The sequence below is a fragment of the Gracilimonas amylolytica genome (genome assembly GCF_002911695.1).
Classification (GTDB): domain Bacteria; phylum Bacteroidota; class Rhodothermia; order Balneolales; family Balneolaceae; genus Gracilimonas; species Gracilimonas amylolytica.
Genome location: NZ_PQBS01000004.1, coordinates 41,104 through 61,815, shown reverse-complemented (window position 1 = coordinate 61,815; position 20,712 = coordinate 41,104). Strand labels below are relative to the sequence as shown.

17 protein-coding genes and 1 tRNA gene are annotated in these 20,712 nt (G+C 44.9%); 12 read left to right on the top strand and 6 right to left on the bottom strand.

From position 1 onward, the window contains the following. Window positions 1-8 precede the first annotated feature (8 nt). The 5 genes from C3B73_RS00250 to tsaD all read left to right on the top strand — a co-directional run bounded on the left by C3B73_RS00250 (window position 9) and on the right by tsaD (window position 8,214). The gene (locus C3B73_RS00250; RefSeq protein ID WP_232802865.1) at window positions 9-3,005 is read left to right on the top strand and encodes a tetratricopeptide repeat protein; all 2,997 of its coding nucleotides are present in this window, start codon (window positions 9-11) and stop codon (window positions 3,003-3,005) included. Further along, window positions 3,002-4,288: a 3-phosphoshikimate 1-carboxyvinyltransferase gene (gene aroA / locus C3B73_RS00245; protein ID WP_103663629.1), complete on the top strand. Its 1,287-nt coding sequence runs from the start codon at window positions 3,002-3,004 to the stop codon at window positions 4,286-4,288. The genes C3B73_RS00250 and aroA overlap by 4 nt, the downstream gene beginning before the upstream one ends. A gap of 170 nt (window positions 4,289-4,458) precedes the next feature. Then, window positions 4,459-4,893, top strand: coding sequence for an Hsp20/alpha crystallin family protein (locus C3B73_RS00240; RefSeq protein ID WP_103663628.1), 435 nt, complete (start codon window positions 4,459-4,461; stop codon window positions 4,891-4,893). 160 nt (window positions 4,894-5,053) lie between these two features. After that, window positions 5,054-6,997 carry a molecular chaperone DnaK gene (gene dnaK, locus C3B73_RS00235; RefSeq protein ID WP_103663627.1) on the top strand — a complete coding sequence of 648 codons (1,944 nt, stop codon included), beginning with the start codon at window positions 5,054-5,056 and terminating at the stop codon, window positions 6,995-6,997. A gap of 230 nt (window positions 6,998-7,227) precedes the next feature. Then, window positions 7,228-8,214, top strand: coding sequence for a tRNA (adenosine(37)-N6)-threonylcarbamoyltransferase complex transferase subunit TsaD (gene tsaD / locus C3B73_RS00230; RefSeq protein ID WP_103663626.1), 987 nt, complete (start codon window positions 7,228-7,230; stop codon window positions 8,212-8,214). A gap of 25 nt (window positions 8,215-8,239) precedes the next feature. Here tsaD and rnhA read toward each other — a convergent pair whose 3' ends face one another. Together rnhA and pyrF are read right to left on the bottom strand one after the other, a co-directional pair. Continuing rightward, window positions 8,240-8,689 carry a ribonuclease HI gene (gene rnhA, locus C3B73_RS00225; protein ID WP_103663625.1) on the bottom strand — a complete coding sequence of 150 codons (450 nt, stop codon included), beginning with the start codon at window positions 8,687-8,689 and terminating at the stop codon, window positions 8,240-8,242. Next, window positions 8,682-9,521, bottom strand: coding sequence for an orotidine-5'-phosphate decarboxylase (gene pyrF, locus C3B73_RS00220; protein ID WP_103663624.1), 840 nt, complete (start codon window positions 9,519-9,521; stop codon window positions 8,682-8,684). The genes rnhA and pyrF overlap by 8 nt, the downstream gene beginning before the upstream one ends. A gap of 311 nt (window positions 9,522-9,832) precedes the next feature. Here pyrF and C3B73_RS00215 point away from each other — a divergent pair, with 311 nt between their 5' ends. Beyond that, window positions 9,833-13,168, top strand: coding sequence for an amidohydrolase family protein (locus C3B73_RS00215; protein WP_103663623.1), 3,336 nt, complete (start codon window positions 9,833-9,835; stop codon window positions 13,166-13,168). 65 nt (window positions 13,169-13,233) lie between these two features. Here the strand turns inward: C3B73_RS00215 and C3B73_RS00210 are convergent, their stop codons facing one another. From C3B73_RS00210 to C3B73_RS00195, 4 genes are read right to left on the bottom strand one after another with little or no spacing between them, the layout of a single operon-like run. Further along, window positions 13,234-13,890 (bottom strand): hypothetical protein, encoded by a 657-nt coding sequence (locus C3B73_RS00210; RefSeq protein WP_103663622.1) that lies wholly within the window; start codon window positions 13,888-13,890, stop codon window positions 13,234-13,236. 11 nt (window positions 13,891-13,901) lie between these two features. Next, entirely contained in the window at window positions 13,902-15,242 is a 1,341-nt protein-coding gene (locus C3B73_RS00205) for a pyridoxal phosphate-dependent decarboxylase family protein (protein WP_103663621.1), read from the bottom strand. Then, entirely contained in the window at window positions 15,242-16,117 is an 876-nt protein-coding gene (locus tag C3B73_RS00200; protein WP_103663620.1) for a DUF3078 domain-containing protein, read from the bottom strand. Before C3B73_RS00200 ends, C3B73_RS00205 begins: the two co-directional genes overlap by 1 nt. A 13-nt stretch (window positions 16,118-16,130) precedes the next feature. Beyond that, window positions 16,131-16,625, bottom strand: coding sequence for a phosphoribosyltransferase family protein (locus tag C3B73_RS00195; protein WP_232802864.1), 495 nt, complete (start codon window positions 16,623-16,625; stop codon window positions 16,131-16,133). 124 nt (window positions 16,626-16,749) lie between these two features. On the opposite strand from C3B73_RS00195, the gene C3B73_RS00190 reads away from it, so the two are divergent. The 6 genes from C3B73_RS00190 (at window position 16,750) to pth (ending at window position 20,707) form a co-directional block, all read left to right on the top strand. Further along, window positions 16,750-17,061: a YtxH domain-containing protein gene (locus C3B73_RS00190; protein WP_103663619.1), complete on the top strand. Its 312-nt coding sequence runs from the start codon at window positions 16,750-16,752 to the stop codon at window positions 17,059-17,061. Next, a complete protein-coding gene (locus tag C3B73_RS00185; RefSeq protein ID WP_103663618.1) occupies window positions 17,054-18,223 on the top strand; it encodes a DUF2851 family protein in 1,170 nt (389 codons plus the stop codon). Before C3B73_RS00190 ends, C3B73_RS00185 begins: the two co-directional genes overlap by 8 nt. Window positions 18,224-18,271: 48 nt before the next feature. Next, window positions 18,272-18,342 (top strand) — tRNA-Gln (locus tag C3B73_RS00180). A gap of 102 nt (window positions 18,343-18,444) precedes the next feature. Beyond that, entirely contained in the window at window positions 18,445-19,377 is a 933-nt protein-coding gene (locus tag C3B73_RS00175; protein ID WP_103663617.1) for a ribose-phosphate diphosphokinase, read from the top strand. A gap of 19 nt (window positions 19,378-19,396) precedes the next feature. After that, a complete protein-coding gene (locus C3B73_RS00170) occupies window positions 19,397-20,110 on the top strand; it encodes a 50S ribosomal protein L25 (RefSeq protein ID WP_103663616.1) in 714 nt (237 codons plus the stop codon). Between the two features lie 39 nt (window positions 20,111-20,149). Further along, window positions 20,150-20,707 (top strand): aminoacyl-tRNA hydrolase, encoded by a 558-nt coding sequence (pth, locus tag C3B73_RS00165; RefSeq protein WP_103663615.1) that lies wholly within the window; start codon window positions 20,150-20,152, stop codon window positions 20,705-20,707. The last annotated feature ends 5 nt before the right edge of the window (window positions 20,708-20,712 follow it).

Here is a 20,712-nt window from a genome sequence, read left to right as displayed (position 1 = left end):
CGAGTTTCATGCTCTCCGTTCCAAAAAGCAGTACCCTTACATTTCTATGCATTTTCATGATGGCGTCCGGTCTGAGCGCCCAGGATATCCAAACCTCTAAAACCCATCTGTATCAAACGGGGGTTGATCTATACGAAAAAGGATTTTTTGAAGAAGCATCGGAGAACCTGCAGACCTTTAATTCAAAGTACCCTGATCACGAACTCAGAGTTTCATCCGATTATTTTTTAACGCGTGCAAAAACCGGGATCGATTCTGCAAATATCGAGACTTACTACAGGGAATTCGTTTTAGAACACACCGGACATGAATTATCTGAGCGTTTGTTGAGAGATCTTGGGCATCGTTTTACCGATAAAGGCGAATATGAAACGGCTATCAGGTATTATCAAGATGCGGTGGATTCCTGGATGGGTGACAAGGATGGGGCCGAAACCATGTACTGGATCGCTGAAGCAGCGGCCGAAAACGGAGACTATGAGGATTCCAGGGGATACTTTATGGAGCTGGCTGAAGATTATCCCAGATCCGAATGGGCGCCAAAAGCACTGTATGCACGGGGAAGATTATTTTTGAGTCAGGAACAATACACGGCTGCATCTGAAGCATTTGAAGTTCTTAAGGAGCGCTATCCTAATAGTGAGATCACCAGACGGGTTGGCACTGCGTTGGGAGAATCTTACTACCAGCAGGCAAGATATGAGGAGGCGATCGAGGCTCTGGAATCTGCTTTGCCGTATCTGGATGATGAATCGCTAAGCAAGGCTATATTTCTTATAGGGGAAAGTCAGAATTACCTGGGGTTGTATGATGAGGCTTCAAAAACCTATCTCAGATACATCAATCTGACGAAAGGAACCCCAGAGGAAAGGATCGCACATTATGGTTTAGGTTGGGTCTATCACAAACAGGAGATCTATCATTGGGCGGCTGAATCATTTGGCCGTGCCTCAGTCGGTGAAGATGAAGTGGCCAGAAAAGCCCAGTATTACAAAGCCGTCAATGAAAAACTGGGTGGACAGTATGGTAAATCCATCAATTCGTTCAGGGATTTCGGTGATCGTTTTAAAACCGGACTTTGGGTTGAAAAGGCCTACTACGAATGGTCGATCTCAGCGTTTGAAGCATCCCGATATGGAGAGTCGATCGAAGTGTTACTGGAATTGGTGAGAAGTGATGTTGAACTGGAAGAGCCCGGTAACGTTTACACGATGCTGGGGCAAGCATTTTTTGCGAATGCAGAATATACCCGGGCTATTCAGGCTTTTGAGGAAGCTGAGAAAGTTGCGGATATTGACCCACAGTTAAGACGTCAGGCCACCTTCCAAAAAGCCTGGATCTTGTATAGAAATCAAGCTTATGAACAAGCACAGCCACTGTTTGAAACAGTTTATACCGGTTCAGCAAATTCTGAAACCGGACGTGAGGCTTTATTCTGGAGTGCTGACAGTTATTACAAAATGAATCAATTCAACAGCGCCGCTCAGCGATTCAGGATCTACACAGAGAACTACCCGGATTCTGATATGATGGGGGCAGCATTGTATTCGCTGGGATGGAGTCATTTTCAAATGGGGCAGTATGAACAGGCGGTTCAACCCCTCAGAGATTTCCTTGAAAATTATGAGGCACCGGAAACAGCTCTTTTCCCTTATGATACGGATGTGCAGTTAAGGATCGGGGATGCTTATTATGCCCTGGGTCGTTATCGCGAAGCTATTGAAAGTTATAATCGTGCCATTGGTGCAGAGCCCGGTGGAGATTATGCGATGTTTCAGGTGGCTAATAGTTACTACCGTGCGGGCCGAACCTTTGAGGCTGTTTCAAATTTCAGGAAAACCTTACGGATCTATCCGTTCAGCCGGTTACGGGAGCAGGCTCAGTATAACATTGCTTACATCTACCTGAATACCAATAACTACTCGCAGGCCATCGAGGAATTCCAGACTGTGATCAGCAAATACCCCGGAACAGAATGGGCCGCGCGGTCTCAGTATAACATTGGTGATGCGTATTATAATGCCGGGGAATACGAACGGGCGATTGCCGCGTACCAAAAAGTTCTGGATGACTATCCAAAAAGTAACTACATCATTGAGGCGATCGATGGTATTCAATTTGCACAGCTTTCAGCCGGAAGAACCGACAGCAGTTCGGCTATACTCGAAGACTTCCTGAGTGATAATCCTGCCAGTCAAACGGCTGATCAGCTTCGATACCGACAGGCACTGAATGTCTTTCAGCGTGGGGATTATGAAAATGCGATCGGGGAATTTCGTCAGTATTTAAGAGTGACGAACTCCGAAGAGTTAATGCCGGAGGCTTACTCTAACCTGGCAGAATCCTATCGACAAACCGGTCAGGTCGATGAGGCCATAGAAACCTATCGAACCATAGTGAATGAATTTCCGGAAAGTGAGATCGCATCTTCAGCACTTACTTCCCTGGGTATGTTGAATTACGAGAAGGGTGCTTATGCTGAGTCGCATGCCAACTATGCAGAATTATTTGAGAGTTCACCCAGATTTCGTCAGGAAGCTTTGGTTGGAATGGGTAATGCCAGCCTTGCCCGCGAGCAGATTGAGAAAGCAAAAGAAGAATTTGAATCTGCCCTTGAGATCAACTTAAACAGTGAATCAGCTAAAGCCGGTTTGGGTAAAGTGGCTTTAGAGCAAGGTAATTTTGATCAAGCCGATGAATACTTACGCCCCATAGCTGAAGAAAGCACAACGGAGGTGGGAGCTGAGGCGCAATTCTATTTAGGTGAGATCAATCAAAGGCAGGAACAGTATAACGCAGCCCTGGAAGAATACGGAAAAGTTCGGGTGCTCTTTGAGGCCTTCGATACCTGGGTTTCCCGATCGATGTACAACAGTGCTGAGTGTCATCTAAGAATGGGGAATCGAGGGGAAGCCGTTACCATTTTGAACTCCCTTATTGATTCTTACCCCGGAACGGAAGCGGAGCAAAGAGCCCGGGCTTTATTAGATCAAGCTGACCTATGATCAAAACTGTCAGCGGTGCCGGTTCATTAAAAGGATCTCTGCAACTTCCTCCAGATAAGTCTATTTCTCAAAGAGCGGCGATCTTTTCGTTGCTCTATGATGGTAAGTCGAGGATCAGGAATTATTCTCAAGCCCAGGATCCGCAAAGTACCCTTCGATGTGTTCAGCAGTTGGGTGCCATTGTAAAAGAGGATTCGGGAGACCTCATCATTGAGGGAAAAGGAAGGGATGGCCTTGTGGAACCAAAGCAGGATCTGGATTGTGGAAATTCAGGCACAGCCATGCGATTACTTTCCGGTGTATTGGTGGGAGCCGGTATATCTGCCAAATTGATCGGGGATGCCTCACTGTGTGGCAGAACCATGACGCGTATCATTGAGCCGCTTGAAGCTATGGGAGCCCATATTCTTGCACGGAACTCTGCTTATGCACCACTGTTTATCAATCGGGTTGAACCGTTGAGACCGATGGAATTTGAGCTGCCGGTTCCAAGTGCCCAGCTGAAATCCTGTATTTTACTGGCCGGTTTGTTTGGAGAGGAAGTAACCCGGGTAATTGAAACACTGCCTAGCCGTGATCACACTGAGCGGCTCCTAAATCTGCATCAACAGTGGGAAAATGGGAAAAAGATCATTTCTGCCAGTATTGCTGATGAGATCCCGGAACAAAGTTATACCATTCCGGGAGATTTCTCGGCCGCTGCTTTCTGGCTGGTGGCCGGTGCCATTCAGAATAATGCTGAAATGCTGATCGAGAATGTGGGATTGAACCCTACCCGAAGTGCTCTACTGGATATTTTGGGAGATATGGGAGCTGACCTTATCATCGAAAATGAACGCATGGAAGGAGCTGAGCCGGTCGGGGATATCAAGGTGAAAGGGTCGGATCTGAAAGCAGTAGAGATCGATCCTAAGATGATTCCAAATTGTATTGATGAACTGCCGATCCTTGCCGTAGCCATGTTATTTGCAGAAGGAACGTCCGTTATTTCCGGCGCTGAGGAACTCCGCCACAAAGAAACCGATCGCATCATGGCGATGTCTAAAATGCTAAAAGCTGTGGGGGCCAATTTTGAAGAACAGGAAGACGGCCTCATCATCCATGGAGATCCGGAATTTACCTTTCAATCTGCTGAATTCGAATCTTTCCACGACCACCGCATTGCCATGGCCTCCGCTGTATTATCACTTAAAGGAAAGGGTGAAAGCAAGATCAAAGATGCAGAGTCAGCTGCGGTTTCCTATCCTACCTTCTGGGAAGATCTCGAAAAAATGATGAATTGAAGAGTGATGAAGTAAATCGATAGTATCATTTAGCCTACTTCATTTCTTATCAATTTATCACCCACCACTTCTGACAATACGTCGGTCATTACGTCAGTATTGATACGCTCTTCAAAAGTTGGCATTGGTATTGCTTATCTACTTATGAATTTGAATAAACCATTACGCACATGGGAGATTTTACAGAATTTGGTATCGAAATTGAGCGGCACCTGTCCAAGCTGGGGAAGGACATTCAGCAGTTTGTGGAAAAAGTGGTGCCTTTGGCCAATGATGAAAAAGACTTTGCTCCCGATTGCGATATCCTGGAAAGTGAGGATGAGTATAAGATCATGCTGGATCTACCCGGACTATCAAAAAAAGAAATTGGGATCTCCCTGAAAAACAATGTGCTTACGGTGAAAGGTGAACGTGAGATTACTGCCGGAGACGAAGAAGAATTCAAGCGACAGGAACGACGACGTGGTGCTTTTGCCCGCGCATTTGCCGTTCCTCAGAATGTGAATGCAGCAGAAGTGTCTGCCAGTTTCAGAAACGGCGTTCTGACGATCGCCATGCCAAAGTCGGAGGCATTGAAGGACTCACAGTCCATTCCGGTTAAATAAGTTTAGTAATGAAGTGATGAGCAATAAAGTAGTCTTATAAAACTATCAGTGAGATTTTGAATGAACGAGTAAAGAATCAGAAAAACTTGCTTCATTACTTGATCACTCATCACTATAAAAAGAATATTAATAACAGTAAAAAGTAAAACAGAACAGACCAATGGGAAAAATCATAGGAATTGACTTAGGAACAACCAACTCATGCGTGGCCGTAATGGAAGGCGGTGAGCCGGTGGTTATTCAGAACAGTGAGGGTGGAAGAACGACACCTTCTGTTGTGGCTTTCTCCAAAGATGGAGAGCGACTGGTAGGTGCCCCTGCTAAACGTCAGGCGATCACCAACCCGGATAAGACAGTGGCATCCGTGAAGAGATTCATGGGCCGCATGTTTGATGAGGTTAAAGGAGAGACCAAGCAGGTTTCTTATAAAGTGGTAAAAGGTGACGACGGCACGGCACGTGTTGAGATCGAAGACCGTAAATATGCACCACAGGAAATATCAGCTATGGTTCTTCAGAAAATGAAGCAAACCGCTGAAGAATATCTGGGTGAAAAGGTAACAGAAGCTGTAATTACGGTTCCTGCATACTTTAATGATGCCCAGCGTAAAGCCACTCAGGAAGCCGGAAAAATTGCCGGACTTGAAGTGAAGCGTATCATCAACGAGCCAACCGCTGCTTCACTGGCTTATGGTTTGGATAAAAAAGATGATGACCAGACCATCGTTGTGTATGACCTTGGTGGTGGTACCTTTGATGTTTCAATTCTGGAACTCGGTGACGGTGTATTTGAAGTGAAATCAACCAACGGTGATACTCACCTCGGTGGCGATGACTTTGATCAGCGCATCATTGATTTCCTGGCAGACGAATTTAAGAAAGATGAAGGCATCGACCTTCGCAAAGATCCAATGGCAATGCAGCGACTCAAAGATGCTGCTGAGAAAGCCAAGATCGAGCTTTCAAGCTCACAGAAAACCAATATCAACCTACCGTTTGTGACGGCTACTGACTCAGGACCTAAACACCTGAATATAGACTTGAGCCGTGCCAAATTTGAGCAATTGGTTGATGATCTTGTAAAACGATCCATCGACCCTTGCAAGAAAGCGCTTGATGATGCCGGACTGTCAAAGTCTGATATCGATCAGGTCATTCTGGTGGGTGGTTCAACCCGAATTCCAAAAATTCAGGAAGAAGTAAAAGCCTTCTTTGGCAAAGACCCAAGCAAAGGCGTAAATCCTGATGAAGTGGTTGCCGTAGGTGCTGCCATTCAGGGTGGTGTGATGTCCGGTGATGTGGAAGATGTAGTTCTTCTCGACGTGACTCCGCTGACTCTGGGAATTGAAACCATGGGTGGTGTGATGACTCCATTGATCGAGTCTAACAGTACGATCCCAACCAGTAAGTCGCAGGTATTCTCTACTGCCGCTGACAATCAGTCCAGCGTAGAGATCCATGTACTGCAGGGTGAACGTGCCAAAGCTCAGGATAACCGAACCCTTGGCCGCTTCCACTTAGATGGAATTCCACCGGCACCACGAGGAGTGCCTCAGATCGAAGTGACCTTCGATATTGACGCAAACGGTGTGTTGAACATTACCGCGAAAGACAAAGGAACCGGAAAAGAGCAAAGTATCCGTATCGAATCTTCTTCAGGATTATCCGAAGAGGAGATCGAAAAAATGAAGAAAGCTGCGGAAGAGCATGCAGAAGAAGACAAACAGATCAAAGAGCGGGTAGAGAAATTGAATCAGGCCGACAGCCTGGTGTTCTCAACCAGGAAGCAGCTTGATGAATACGGAGATAAGATCTCTGATGAGAACAAGAAGGCTATTGAAGAGGCCGTTGAAAACCTAGAGAAAGCTCACAAAGAAGAGAACATCGACGAGATCGATGCAGCTATCGAAGCTGTAAATCAGGCCTGGTCCGGTGCTTCTGAAGAGATCTACAAAGCTACTCAGGAAGAAGCTGCAGCAGGCGGAGCCGCAGGTGCTGAAGGTGCCGGCGCTCAGGGCGAAACAGCTTCTGATAGCGCAGACAGTGGCGACGATGCCGTTGATGCCGACTATGAAGTAGTTGATGACGAAGACGACAAGAAGTAAGCTGAGTTTTCTCACTTACTCTCGATAAATTTAAGATCCCGCTTTGGTTTTCCCGGAGCGGGATTTTTTTGTTTGTGGAGATCAATGGAATAGAACACGGATAACGCAAATGTTGTGGATAGTCATGGAAAGGAAAGAAATAATCGTAAGCCTGCGAAAATCCGCTCAATCCGCCTAATCCGCGTTCCATTCTTCATGTCTTTCAGGTGCAACATTCGTATCTTTGAAGTATGAAAATTTTAGCCATTGAATCTTCTTGTGACGATACCTCTGCGGCAGTTTTAACCGACCAAGGAGTTCTATCCAATGTTATTGCCGCACAATCCGTACACCTTCAGTTTGGCGGAGTGGTACCGGAATTAGCTTCCCGTGCGCACCAGAAAACCATTACGCAAACGGTTCAGCAAGCCCTCGAAGAAAGTGAAACCTCATTGGATGAAATTGAGGCTATTGCCGTTACTCAGGGACCGGGTTTACTCGGTTCACTTCTGGTGGGAATTTGTTTTGCTAAAGGGTTGGCTTTATCAAGAAACATTCCATTGATCGGGGTGAATCATATGGATGCGCATATCTACGCTAATTTCATCGATCATCAGCCGGAGTTTCCGCTGATCGCCCTTACCGTATCCGGGGGGCACACGCAATTAGTTCATGTAAGATCTCCATTTGAACATGAGATCATTGGTGAAACCCGTGATGATGCTGCCGGCGAGGCTTTTGACAAGATCGGTAAGCTTTTGGGTTTGCCCTATCCGGCCGGACCGCATATGGACAGGCTGGCAAAGGAAGGTGATCCTAAATTTCACAAATTTCCACAGGCGTTACTGCATGAAGGGTTGGATTTCAGTTTTTCGGGTTTAAAAACAAGCGTACTGTATTATTTACAAGATAAGGACGAGGATTGGATACAGGAGCATTTGAATGATTTATGTGCCAGCGTATCCTTTGCCATTTCGGAAGTGTTGGTAAAGAAATTAAAGCGGGCGATCGAGCAAACGGGAGTGAAAACGGTATTGCTTGCAGGGGGAGTTTCCGCCAATTCCATGCTTCGGGAGAAATCCCTGAAAATGGCAGAAAAAATGGGAGTGCAATTTTACTCTCCAAAATTAAGCTACTGCACCGATAATGCCGCCATGATCGCAATCACCGGAAAGATGAAGGCTGATCTGGGGCTGTTTGATGATCTGGACCTGGTGCCTTTTTCTTCACTTTCGTGAATTAAAAATTCAACATTTTGAATCTTTAATTTTGAATTCGCTGCGTAGCTGCGACAGCCAGTTGGTCTGCTCGCTCGTTCAACTCAATACCAGCATGTCCCTTTACCTTCACCCAAACAACTTCATGTGGCTCCATGGCTTTTAGCATATCCTGCCACAGCTCTTTGTTCTCAACCGGTTTTTTGTTGGATTTACGCCACCCCCGTTTTTGCCAGTTTTTGATCCATCCTTGTTGGAATGCGTTTATGATAAGGGCACTGTCACTGTGAATTTTTACCAGGCAGGGCTTTTTGAGTGCCTTCAATGCCTCGATCACTGCCTGCATTTCCATGCGGTTATTGGTGGTTTGAGGATGCCCTCCCGAAAGTTCTTTTTCCGTTCCATTCCATTTTAGAATAGCTCCCCATCCACCCGGACCGGGGTTTCCGCTGCAGGCTCCATCTGTATAAACAATGACTTCAGGTTTGTTAGACATACCGTTGTGTGATCTGATTCAACTTTTGCTTCATATTTCGTGCAGCCTCTGCCACATATTCAGGCCAATCACCTTCATCTTTGCCGGCATAGATGATTCCACGGCTGGAATTGATCAGTGGAATGCCTTTATGATTTCGTAAGGCCTTTTCAAGTTCCGAAACTGATCCGCCCTGAGCTCCAATTCCGGGGATCAACAAGGCTCCTTCGCTGTGATAGGACAGGACAGATTCCGATTCCTCTGCCTGTGTGGCACCAATCACCATGCCCAAGTGGGTGGTGGCGGATGTAGATCTTTTAGCAAGCTGATCGGCTATGAACTGAGCCATAAGGTCAAATCCACGAAATGGCTTTTTGAGAAAATCATCAGCACCCGGATTTGAGGTAAGGGTGAGCACGTAAACTCCCTTCGACTCATTCTTGGAAAATGCTTCCAAAGTTTCAAATCCCATAAGTGGATTCAGGGTCACTGCATCCACGTCAAATTCATCCCAGAACGCTTTTTTATAGTGTTCGGCTGTGGAGCTGATATCACCTCTCTTGGCATCGGCTATAATGATCTTGTCACTTGGAATATGCTCAATGACTTCTTCAAATACTGAAAGTCCATTGGGACCCAATGCTTCAAAAAAACCCAGATTAGGCTTAAAAGCGGCACAGTATTCGGAAGTGTAATCGATCACTAATTTGCAGAAATAAGAAACTTGTTCTTCAGGGCTGTCAAACTGATCTTTTACGGATTGGGGGAGAAGTTCCAGGTTAGGGTCTAAACCCACACATAGGGTAGAACCTGTATTCGAAACAGATCGATGTAATTTTTCGGAAAAGGTCATAGATGAAAATTTTTGAGGAAGATAACATTTCTGAAATCCAATGTTTTGGGTTGTGAAGAATTCTGAGCTTTGGCTAACTAAAGAATTGAACGCACATGAGGTGGATTGTGCGGATCTTCGCTGATTAGTTGTAAGAAAAATGTGACAATTTAAAATCCGCGCCCAACTGCTGGATCAGCGTTATCAGTGTTCCATTCAATTATGTTTACAATCAAGATATAGTTGGCACTCTTGTATATACTTGTAAAAACGTTGGGCTGAGTAATTAAATTTTTTAGCTTCACCCATCATTATAATCTAATTCAGTACCTATGAAATTGTTTGAAACTGCTTCCACTTTTCTGAAACTAACCATGATGGTGTTAATATTTAGCTCCGCCTCTCAAATGGTATTTGCACAGGATGATAGTGCAGAACCTGATTCTACCGATAAAGAAGAGCTTAACGATCTGCCACTGGAACCCGGCAGGGAGTTTTCCTTTGATCTGACAGAAGGTTCGTGGATATCACTGGATGTGAGTCCTGACGGTGAAACCATAGTTTTCGACTTTTTGGGAGATCTGTACACTATGCCCATATCAGGCGGTGATGCGACTCAGATCACTAAAGGGATGCAGTTCGATAGTCAGCCCCGGTTTAACCCTGATGGCACGAAGATCGCTTTCATTTCTGATGCCTCAGGCGGGGAAGGGGTTTGGATCTACGATGTGGAAACCGAAGAAACGGAGCAGCTTACGCGTGGTAAGGACAATGAATATCAGTCGCCCGAGTGGACACCGGATGGTAAATATGTGATCGCCTCTAAGGATGATCCCGGTAACCATAAGATCTGGATGTATCATATTGATGGTGGTTCAGGGACTCCTTTGGTCGATGAACCCGGAAACCTGCGCATGACTGAAGGTGCTTTTGGTCCTGATGATCGTTATGTGTGGTTTTCAAGACGATCCGGAACCTGGAATTACAATGCCTCCCTGCCTCAATATCAGATCGCAACCTATGACAGGGAAACCGGAGAGATCACCAATCAAAGTAACCGTTATGGATCATCCTTCCGGGCAACTTTATCAAACGATGGAAAATGGCTGGTGTATGGTACCCGACACGATGAACACACCGGTTTGGTGAAACGTGATCTTGATACAGGTGATGAGAGCTGGCTGGCCTATCCGGTTCAGCATGATGATCAGGAGTCGCGGGCAACACGGGATGTACTGCCCGGAATGTCCTTTACTCCGGATAATCAATTTGTGATCACATCTTACGGAGGTAAGATCTGGAAGCTACCCATAAATGGTGGGGATGCCCAAGAAATTCCGTTCCGAGTAAAAGGGACGATCGAGCTTGGTCCTGAATTGGACTTCGATTATCCTATTGAGGATACACCACAATTCGAGATCACTCAGATCCGGGATGCGGTTCCTTCACCTGATGGGAGCAAGATCGCATTCACTGCATTAAATGAAATTTATACCATGGAGCTGCCTGATGGCAAACCACAAAAGCTGGTGAATTTGGATGAAACACAGGCTCAACCCGTATGGTCGCCGGATGGAAGATGGATCGCTTTTGTAACCTGGACTCCCGAAACCGGAAAACTTTATAAGGTTCAGCCAAATGGTCGTAGACTTCAGCAACTGAATGAAGAAGAAGGAGTTTTTCAGGATCCGGTGTGGAATAATGATGGAAGCCGAATTGTAGTGATCAAGGGTCAGCCTCAGGATTTTAGAAATGCTACACAAAGATCGGCTTTTCAGGGTACAAGTGACCTGATCTGGATCGATGCCGATGGCAGTGAGAATAATTTCATTACCTACACCAATGGTCGCTCAAACCCTCATTTTATAAAGGGAACGGATCGAATTTATCTCTCCAGCTGGGGCGGTTTGTCATCAATCAGGTGGGATGGAACCGATGAAAAGGAACATCTTGAAGTGAGCCGAAGCGGTGGAGGAAATGCCTCGTGGATACGCATGGCACCCGAAGGAGATCAGGCGCTTGCACAGATCGGAACGGATCTATTTGTTGTGACAGTACCAAAAGTTGGAGGGGAGGCACCGAACATCAGAGTGGGTGGATCCTCAAGTTCATTTCCAAGCAATAAACTGACCGATATTGGCGGACAATTTCCGGCCTGGAGCTGGGATGCAAATCGTATTCATTGGTCCATCGGGAATGCCCATGTGATCTATGATCTTGAAGACGAGGAAGCATATCAGGATAGCGTTGAAGCTGCAAAAGAGATGGAAGCTGAGGAGGAAAAATCTGAGGCTGATGATGAAGGTGAAGATGAATCGGAGAAAGATAAAGAAGAAGAAAAGAAAGAAGATGAAGGCTACAAGCCTCTGGAGATCAAGATAAGCGTAATGGCCGATCGGGATATTCCTGAAGGAGTGTTGGTGCTTCGCGGTGCAACGGTGGTCACTATGAATGATGATGAGATCATCGAAAATGCAGATCTTGTGATCCGAAATAACCGGATCATTGGAGTCGGTGAGCGAGGAGACGTTGATGTCCCTTCAGGAGCTGAGATCAGAGATGTTTCTGGGAAGACAATTATTCCCGGGTTTGTGGATACACATGCCCATTTCCGTCATCCTGTGAACCTGCATCGTGGCGAATTTTGGAGTTATCTGACGAATCTGGCATATGGTGTTATAACTACCAGAGACCCACAAACGGCTACTACGGATGTATTGACCTATCAGGATCTGGTTCATGCCGGAAAACTGCTGGGACCAAGAGTGTACTCAACCGGACCGGGTGTTTTCAGCAGTGAAAATATCAAAGATCTGGATCATGCCCGGGATGTCATGAAGCGATACAGTGACTATTATGATACCAAAACCATCAAGATGTATGGAGCCGGTAACCGTGAGCAGAGACAGTGGATCATTCAGGCAGCCAAGGAAGAGCAATTAATGCCGACAACGGAAGGTTCTTTGGATTTTAAGGAAAACCTGACTCAGGTCATTGACGGTTATCCCGGGCACGAGCATTCTTTCCCTGTGTTTCCACTTTATAAAGATGTGATCGATCTCACAACCTTTTCGAGAACGGTTTATACTCCGACTCTTCTTGTAGCATATGGCGGTCCCTGGGCAGAGAATTATTACTATGCTACCGAGCGCCCCCATGATGAGGTGAAGCTTCAGCGGTTCATGCCACATCATAATCTGGATGAACGTACCCGGCGCCGAAATGCGGGCTGGTTTATGGAAGAAGAACATGTGTTTCAAGAACAATCTGTGTTTGTGAAAGATCTGGTTGAAGCCGGTGGCCGGGCCGGAGTGGGAAGCCATGGTCAGTTACAAGGCCTGGGTTACCATTGGGAACTTTGGGCGATGCAGTCGGGTGGTATTTCAGAACATGATATCCTGAAAGTAGCCACCATTCAGGGTGCTGAAGCCATTGGTTTGGATACCGACCTTGGAACTATAGAAGAGGGTAAATTAGCTGATCTGTTGATCCTGAACTCGAATCCATTGGATGATATCCGGAATTCGAAAGACCTGGCATTTATTTTAAAGAACGGGTATATGTACGAAGCCGAAACCCTGGATGAAGTATTTCCAAATCAGCGAGAATTACCGACCTTTTGGTGGCAGAATACCGAGCCAATGAATGTTCCCGGAGTAGAAAAGTAGTGTTAAGGTGTGAGAGTGTTACCAAATTTTCTGCAGGTAACGCTTTAACACCTAAGCACCGAACACTAAAGTACTGTCTCGGGGTGGACTTCCTCAAAACCGTGAGGCGGACGATCGAGTGTCCAGGTCTCAAAAAAGAAATGGCGTTCTGTATTGAATTTCTTTCCATTAATGCTGAAAAAGCGAAAATGGTCGGGCACTAATTTTTGCAGAGGAAAGAACATTTCGCGATATACATTCTTTTGTGAATACATTAACAGATCAAACCCATTCCTGGCCGGCACTTTGTAAAGGGTCATATGACCGGTCTCAAGTGCTTTCTTGAGGGTCTTTTTATGTGAGTTTTTTTTTGTATTCAGATCTGAAATATCAAGATCGATCATATCTTCATTTGAAAGTACTAAAGCTTCATTTAGATCGATAGCTTCTACAGCATCCTTAATCGAGAGGTATTTATTGGTATGAGTAAATATCTGTATATCAGGGAAGGCCATTTGCAGGGCATTGAGCACCCGATCGTAGGCCTCCAATACGTTTAAACCAAAACGCTCTTCATTCAGATCGGTTCCCGAAAAATAGAAACTGGAAAATGTGGGATCCGGCTTCATGAAATCTTCCAGTGAAGATTCCATCTTCTTAGGGTTTACAGGAGAGTCCTGATCATCAAGTTTGTTAAGACGTTGATCGTGATGGAAGATGAGTTTGAAGATGTCTGTTACCATAGGTAAAATTACTATAATCTGTTTTCAATGTTTTTATAAAGATCACTGACAAAACCCTCATGCTCAGGCTTCATAAATACACTGCGTAGTATGGTCACATTCTCTGAATCTGCTTTGAATTCAGGATGAAGGCGAGTGAATGTCTTGGTTGGAATTCGGTAGAGGGAGAGATAATATGAGTGGTCGTTCATTCCCCGGTCGAAGATCTGTTTTGAGAGAGAAGAGATCTCTGAAGTGGAATAGGCAGTGGCAGGGAAATACCCAAGTATGTCAAGTTCAGGTTTTTTGAAGGCTTTTAATTTAGAACCGGAGTTTGTCAATTCGTACATCTTAAGAGCAGCTTTACGGCACTTGGTAAGAATTGGGCCAAATCCTTCCTTTTCCTTCAATGGAAACAGTTGTAGGGTAGTCCAAAGAGCCACAGCTGCTGCCCCTGCCCGTGAACACTCCAGGCTAATTTCCCCAAGATGCAGATCTTCGGAAGTGAAATAAGTGTAGGGGGAATCGTGCTTGTAAAATTTACCAACCGAAGGGTCTTTAAAAAGCACACAACCACATCCATAGGGCTGAAGACCATGCTTATGTGGGTCAACTACAATACTGTCGGCTTCCTGCATAAACTGCCAGGAGGTTCCGTCAATTAGATCCGAATTCATCAAGGTTCTGAAAAAGCCACCGTAAGCCGCATCAATGTGAATACGAATACCATGTTCCCGAGCCCATGGCAGTACCTGATCGAGAGGTTCAACTTCGCCAAGACCGGTCGTGCCAAGTGTGACGACCATCGTGCCTATCTGATCTGGATCAATAGCATCAAGATCAAAATACCCGTCTTCAGAGACCGGTACCTTAATTCCTTCAACCCGTAACACAGAACACATGCGTTCGTGTGTGTAGTGGGACTGATCCGAAAAGGCGATCTTCTTATCCGGATGAGACTCACGGGCGATCCACAAAGCCTCCAGGTTGGCAATAGTGCCACTGGCAGTCAGATGGCCCAGGTAGGTATCTCCGTATCCAAAAAAATCAGCAAGTTCAGCAATGGCTTCTTTTTCCATTTCTGATGATGGCGGTCCACCATCCAGCGCGTGATTATTTGGATTGATGGACATAGCCATTGCATAGGCTGCCCAGGATAGTGGGTGAGGTGGTTTGAGCATTTGTCCCGCATAAACGGGATGCTCAAACGGGTAATTCCCTTTAAGCCGCTGAGTTAACCGGTCAAAGACTTTGGCAGCCTTTTCGTCAGAAAACTGTAGAGTTTCGTCAGGTTTCCAGGCACCATAAGAGTTGATCCACTCATTAAGCGATCTAAGACCGGTTTTCAGAGACTTTTGTGCTTGGGGATCCATTAGTAAAGGTTAACAGAAATACCTGCAGAAAGCACTTGTTTCAACTGAATTTCACGTGAGAAATCGTTGTCGTATCTAAGCTCGAATTGAAATGAAGCACTGATCAGGCTATTGATCTTTCCAACCAATTCATTTCCCCAAACCACATCGGTTTCATCAAAAGGGATCAGGAAATTAGTGAACGTTTCGACAGCACTGGTATATAATATATTTTCAAATACCTCTTTCTCATAATATATGCCGGTCGTTAAACCACCCTCAGATCTGAAATTCTCCCCGGGATCCAGGCCATATTCAGGAGCCAGTTCATCTTCTGTTACAAAAGTTTGTTTAAGTCCAAGACCAGCCTCAAATATGATAGCAGGTGCCGGTTTGTAGGAAAGACCCACGCTTTCTGATAGATAACCCGGAGCCATAAAGCTTGAGATTCGAACATCTGCTACATTTGGGTCAGCTGTGTACTCAAAACCGTCATCGAACTGGGTTCTGAAAGCAATAGTCGCATAGCTCGAAAGGGTACCGTCTTCCCTGAACTGATAGTTGAACCTGTTGGAAATAGCGATAAGGTCATCGGTTTTGCGTACGCCTTCATCTTTAACTTTAGATTGTCCGTATTTCAGATTTGTTCTGAAACCGTAACTAAATTGATCTTTTTTATACATCAGTGTAAATACGGATGAAGCTGTTCCACTCAGGGTACTAACACCACCCTGAGACCAATTGTTGTAAGCAGCCTGGGAGCCGTTCAGGTTTGCAACCCAGGTCTGAGTCCAGCCACTCAGGGTATCAGGTATGGAGATATTTTGAGCCTTAGCTTGTGTACTGAAAACCACAAGTAGCGAAAGGATAATTAATTTATGGGTCGTGTTATTCATGATTTTTTTGTCGTTAATTTTTGAAAAGAACCGCTTCTTTTAGTTTTGAATCTTTGAGCATTACTTCAATGTGTTCCCCGGGTTTTGTTGGCACAGTCATTCCAGTCAGGTCTGCAGATAACGGGTATTTTCGGTGCCCCCGATCAATCAGAACTGCGATCCTGATAGATTTTGGATCATGGATCGAAGCTACAGCTGATAGTGCTTCAAACATGGTTTTACCCGAAAAGATCACATCATCCACAAGTATCACTTGTTTGTCACTGCAGTCCGGCAAGGTACTTCCAGGGTTATTGTCCGCAATGTTATAATTGTGGACGGTCACATTTTCCTCAATGATCGCAGAAATGTCAGCAGCGATCTCTTTGGCTGTTGTCAAACCCCGTTCATTCAGTCCGATAATAACCAGGTCTTCCCCGGTAGATGATTTTTCCAATATCTGAATTGCCAGGCGTTTTAATGTGCGAACAATTCTCGCCCGGTCCATCAAAGTAAATTGTTTGCTCATAGTCTGTATTTTAAATTAAACCAAAGGTAATGTTTTCTATACTTAGTGTTAAAATCATTGTCAAAAATATGCAGAGAAATTATTACCTTAACAGTGTTAACCATAACCGAAATGAGGGAGAGGTATGAAAAGAGGAATTGGAACATTATTAGTTGGGATGACAGCCTTTGCCGGAGGTATTTTGGCCGGCTTGGTGTTATCGCCTAAAAGTGGACGAGAAAACATTAAGTGGGTAAAAGATCAAAGTGAAGATACCAGGCACTGGCTTGAAACAACCGGTCGAAAGCTCAAAGAGGATAGTGAAAAAAGAATTGACCGTTTTTCTGAAGGGATCAAAAAATCCATGAAAGATTCTCTGCCTGACCTATATGAAGCGACTGAAGATCTGGACTTCTCAGAAGATGAGGAGATAGAAGAGATCACCAAACATGGTTGATGCGGGTTTCCAATATTCGGAAGCTTTTCTTCAGTGGATCTGGGAAAATGGGTTGTTTGATACTAGCGGTTTGAGAACCGAGTGTGGCAAAGTAGTGCAGATCCTTGATCCGGGGGACCTTAATGCCACGGATGGACCCGATTTTAAGTTTGCCAAAATTGTTATTGACGATCTGGTTTGGCATGGTGATGTTGAATTACATCTGAAGGCTAACGATTGGTATAACCATAATCATCACCTTGATGCTAACTACAACAACGTGTTTTTACATGTGGTTGCTAACGGAAAGGTCAGCGAAGTAGAGTCCCAAAACGGTAGCAAGCCATATCTACTTAATTTAGGGAGGTATCTCTCCTCAAACTTAAAGGTCTTTCTGCAAAGCTTTGAGAATCAGTCGGATTTACCATGTTCAGGAAATGTTAATTTTATTTCTGAAGAAGTATTTCGGGAGCAACTGGATAAAGCACATTCAGAATATCTGGAAAAGAAGGCTGACGATATTCTCGCTATGTATGATCCGGAAATGGTACCCTCAAAGGCCTGGAAAAAAGCACTGATCCTTTCAGTGTGGGATGGTTTGGGGATCGCGCACAACCGGGCAGCGATGAAAGTTACCGGAGAAAGATTGCTTGCAACCTGGAGTGGCGAGCGAATCGATTTGGGGGTCGATCTTGCCATGAGGGAGGCCGGGTTAATTGAAAGTTCCGACCTGATCTGGAACTTAAAAGGGGTGAGGCCTGCAAATCATCCAAAAATAAGGATCAAGCAAGCGGTTCAGATATCATATGAAATATTAAACACACCCTTTGAGGCCTTTCTGAGTAAGGATGGCAGTCAAATTGACCTGTGGGATAAATGGGGTAAACGCTACAATTTAGAGCGCTCATCCAGAATGAAGATCTTATTCGGGACCGTTTATCTGCCATCACTCTATGTGTTAGGAATGTTGTTTGCTCATAACACTTTGAAGGCGGAAGTTCGCACAGCCTGGAAAGAACTTAAAACGCCAATTCCAAAATCATTGCTGAAAAAATTTAATACACTGCCGTTGAATGAAAAACATTATAGCAGGAAATTAGGTGCTATCCATCAATTAAAATCATATTGCAGGCCCAGAAGGTGTTCAGAATGTTTTGTTTTAAAAAATGCGATTCAGTCTTGATTGCTTTTAAAGTGATTTCTATCTTTGGAGTCTGTCAATGACATGAAATGCCCGGTCGTCTAATGGCAGGACAGCTGGTTTTGGTCCAGTCAGTGGGGGTTCGAATCCTCCCCGGGCAACAACATTTATGAAAGGATGACTGTAAAGCCATCCTTTTTGTTTATTGATCAATAATTGGAAGATCATATCTTCACAAATAACCTGAATCGAAAGCCTGCAAAGTGGACACTCCCCTGGCGATATTTTCCGGCACAAGTAACCCGGCTTTAGCAAGAGCAATTGCTGAAGAATATGGGACATCATTAGGTGATGTAACCATAAAGAAATTTTCTGACGGCGAGCAATACGTTAAGTATGAGCAAAGCATCAGGGGGGAAGATATCTTTGTGATTCAATCAACTCCTCCTCCCGGTGATAACATCATCGAGTTGTTGTTACTGCTTGATGCTGCAAAGCGGGCTTCTGTTAAGCGAGTTACTGCGGTTATTCCATATTTTGGATATGCCCGGCAGGACAGAAAGGATCAGCCCAGGGTGTCGATCGGTTCAAAACTGATGGCGAACCTGTTGGTACAGGCCGGTGCTGATCGAATTCTTACAATGGATCTGCATGCAGCACAGATACAAGGTTTTTTTGATATCCCGTTGGATCACTTATATGCCAGCAGGGCTTTTATTGATTATTTTACCTCAAACCCGATTGACAATCTGGTGGTAGTTGCACCGGATGTTGGAAGTCTGAAAATGGCAAGGGCTTATTCCAAGAAACTGGATGCAACCCTGGCGTTTATTGACAAAAGGCGGCCAAAGGCCAACGAATCAGAAATCATGAATTTGATCGGTGAGGTAGAAGGAAAGAATGTGTTAATCGTCGATGATCTGATCGACACTGCCGGAACACTAACAAATGCTGCTTCAGCTCTTAAGGAAAGAGGAGCTTTGAGCATTAAAGCTATTTGTACACATCCGATCTTATCGGGACCGGCATTTCAGCGAATCGAAGATTCGCCAATTGATGAGTTGTTAGTAACTGATACTGTTCAGCTGCGCCAGCCTTCCGACAAGATCAAGGTGCTGAGCGTTGCGAACATCTTTGCTGAAGCTATACAACGTATTCACACTAACGACACTATCAGTGCACTGTTTGATAATTAATGATTAAGGTAAACGCATTATGGCATACCCAGAATTAGTAAAACTTGAAGGAACAATCAGAGAGACCAGTAAGCAAGCCAATAAGGCGCTTCGCGAAGAACTACGTGTTCCTGCAGTACTCTATGGACCGGAAGTTGAAGAGAATATCCATTTTTCTGTAGATGAACTGGAATTAGAAAAGATCCTCAGAAAACCACAGACCAAGCTTCAGGAACTTACCGTAGATGGTAAGACCTATAAAACGCTCCTGAAAAGAACGGAATTTGATCCTGTTACGGATCGCATTGTTCATGCCGATTTTTATGTGCTTGCTGACAAGCATAAGGTAACACTCAGGGTGCCGATCAAAATTACCGGTAACGCAAAAGGCGTTGTTGAAAATGGTGGTCGTGTGTTCAAACCAATGAATTTTGTGAGAATTCGTGTACTTCCTGAGGCTATTCCGGCAGAATTTGAATTAGACATCACACCACTGCAAATTGGCCAGTCTCTGCATATCTCAGACCTGGATCTGGAAGGAATTATTCCTTTGGATGATATGAGCAGAACGATCGTAACCATTCGTCCTCCAAAAGGAGCCGACTTCCTCGAAAACCTTGTGTCAGGTGTTACGGATGAGGCTGCTGAAGAAGAAGTGGCTGAAGGTGAAGCGGTTGCTGAAGGCGAAGAAGTGGCTGAAGGTGAAGCTGCTGAAGGCGCAGAAGGTGATGAAGAAGAATCAACTGAGGAATAGATCCAAAGTTATTCACTAACATAAACGTGTTCCGAAACCATGTCCATTATTGTAGGATTAGGAAATGTTGGACAAGAGTATGATGGAACACGCCACAATATAGGTTTTGAAGTTGTTGATGCATTAGCTGAGACGCTTTCTATTACATTTGGCCCGGGTGACGGGCCTTTTGTGGTTGCAGAGGGCAGGCACAGAGGCAGAAATGTTATTCTGATCAAACCCACCACATACATGAACCGAAGTGGGTTGGCTGTGCGAAAAGCTCTTTCAACATATAAAACTGAAATAGATCATTGCCTGATCGTTTATGACGACCTCAACCTTGAGGTAGGGGATGTCAGGCTAAAGGCCACAGGCAGTGCCGGTGGCCATAATGGTATTCAAAACATCATTGATCTGTTGGGGAGCCGAGAATTTCCCCGTTTGCGTTTTGGGATCGGAAACGATTTTCCAAGAGGAAAACAGGTCGATTTTGTGTTATCACCATTTAAAAAAACAGATCAGAAGTATTTAGAAGAAGGCTTGCAAAAAGCCCATGATGCCTCACTATATTTTGTACGTGAAGGCATTCAGAAAACAATGAATCAATTTAATTAACCATA

Bases quoted from the DNA above. Each gene is read 5' to 3' on its own strand.
- C3B73_RS00250 (WP_232802865.1), top strand. From the start codon at position 9: ATGCTCTCCGTTCCAAAAAGCAGTACCCTTACATTTCTATGCATTTTC.
- aroA (WP_103663629.1), top strand. From the start codon at position 3,002: ATGATCAAAACTGTCAGCGGTGCCGGTTCATTAAAAGGATCTCTGCAA.
- C3B73_RS00240 (WP_103663628.1), top strand. From the start codon at position 4,459: ATGGGAGATTTTACAGAATTTGGTATCGAAATTGAGCGGCACCTGTCC.
- dnaK (WP_103663627.1), top strand. From the start codon at position 5,054: ATGGGAAAAATCATAGGAATTGACTTAGGAACAACCAACTCATGCGTG.
- tsaD (WP_103663626.1), top strand. From the start codon at position 7,228: ATGAAAATTTTAGCCATTGAATCTTCTTGTGACGATACCTCTGCGGCA.
- rnhA (WP_103663625.1), bottom strand. From the start codon at position 8,689: ATGTCTAACAAACCTGAAGTCATTGTTTATACAGATGGAGCCTGCAGC.
- pyrF (WP_103663624.1), bottom strand. From the start codon at position 9,521: ATGACCTTTTCCGAAAAATTACATCGATCTGTTTCGAATACAGGTTCT.
- C3B73_RS00215 (WP_103663623.1), top strand. From the start codon at position 9,833: ATGAAATTGTTTGAAACTGCTTCCACTTTTCTGAAACTAACCATGATG.
- C3B73_RS00210 (WP_103663622.1), bottom strand. From the start codon at position 13,890: ATGGTAACAGACATCTTCAAACTCATCTTCCATCACGATCAACGTCTT.
- C3B73_RS00205 (WP_103663621.1), bottom strand. From the start codon at position 15,242: ATGGATCCCCAAGCACAAAAGTCTCTGAAAACCGGTCTTAGATCGCTT.
- C3B73_RS00200 (WP_103663620.1), bottom strand. From the start codon at position 16,117: ATGAATAACACGACCCATAAATTAATTATCCTTTCGCTACTTGTGGTT.
- C3B73_RS00195 (WP_232802864.1), bottom strand. From the start codon at position 16,625: ATGAGCAAACAATTTACTTTGATGGACCGGGCGAGAATTGTTCGCACA.
- C3B73_RS00190 (WP_103663619.1), top strand. From the start codon at position 16,750: ATGAAAAGAGGAATTGGAACATTATTAGTTGGGATGACAGCCTTTGCC.
- C3B73_RS00185 (WP_103663618.1), top strand. From the start codon at position 17,054: ATGGTTGATGCGGGTTTCCAATATTCGGAAGCTTTTCTTCAGTGGATC.
- C3B73_RS00170 (WP_103663616.1), top strand. From the start codon at position 19,397: ATGGCATACCCAGAATTAGTAAAACTTGAAGGAACAATCAGAGAGACC.
- pth (WP_103663615.1), top strand. From the start codon at position 20,150: ATGTCCATTATTGTAGGATTAGGAAATGTTGGACAAGAGTATGATGGA.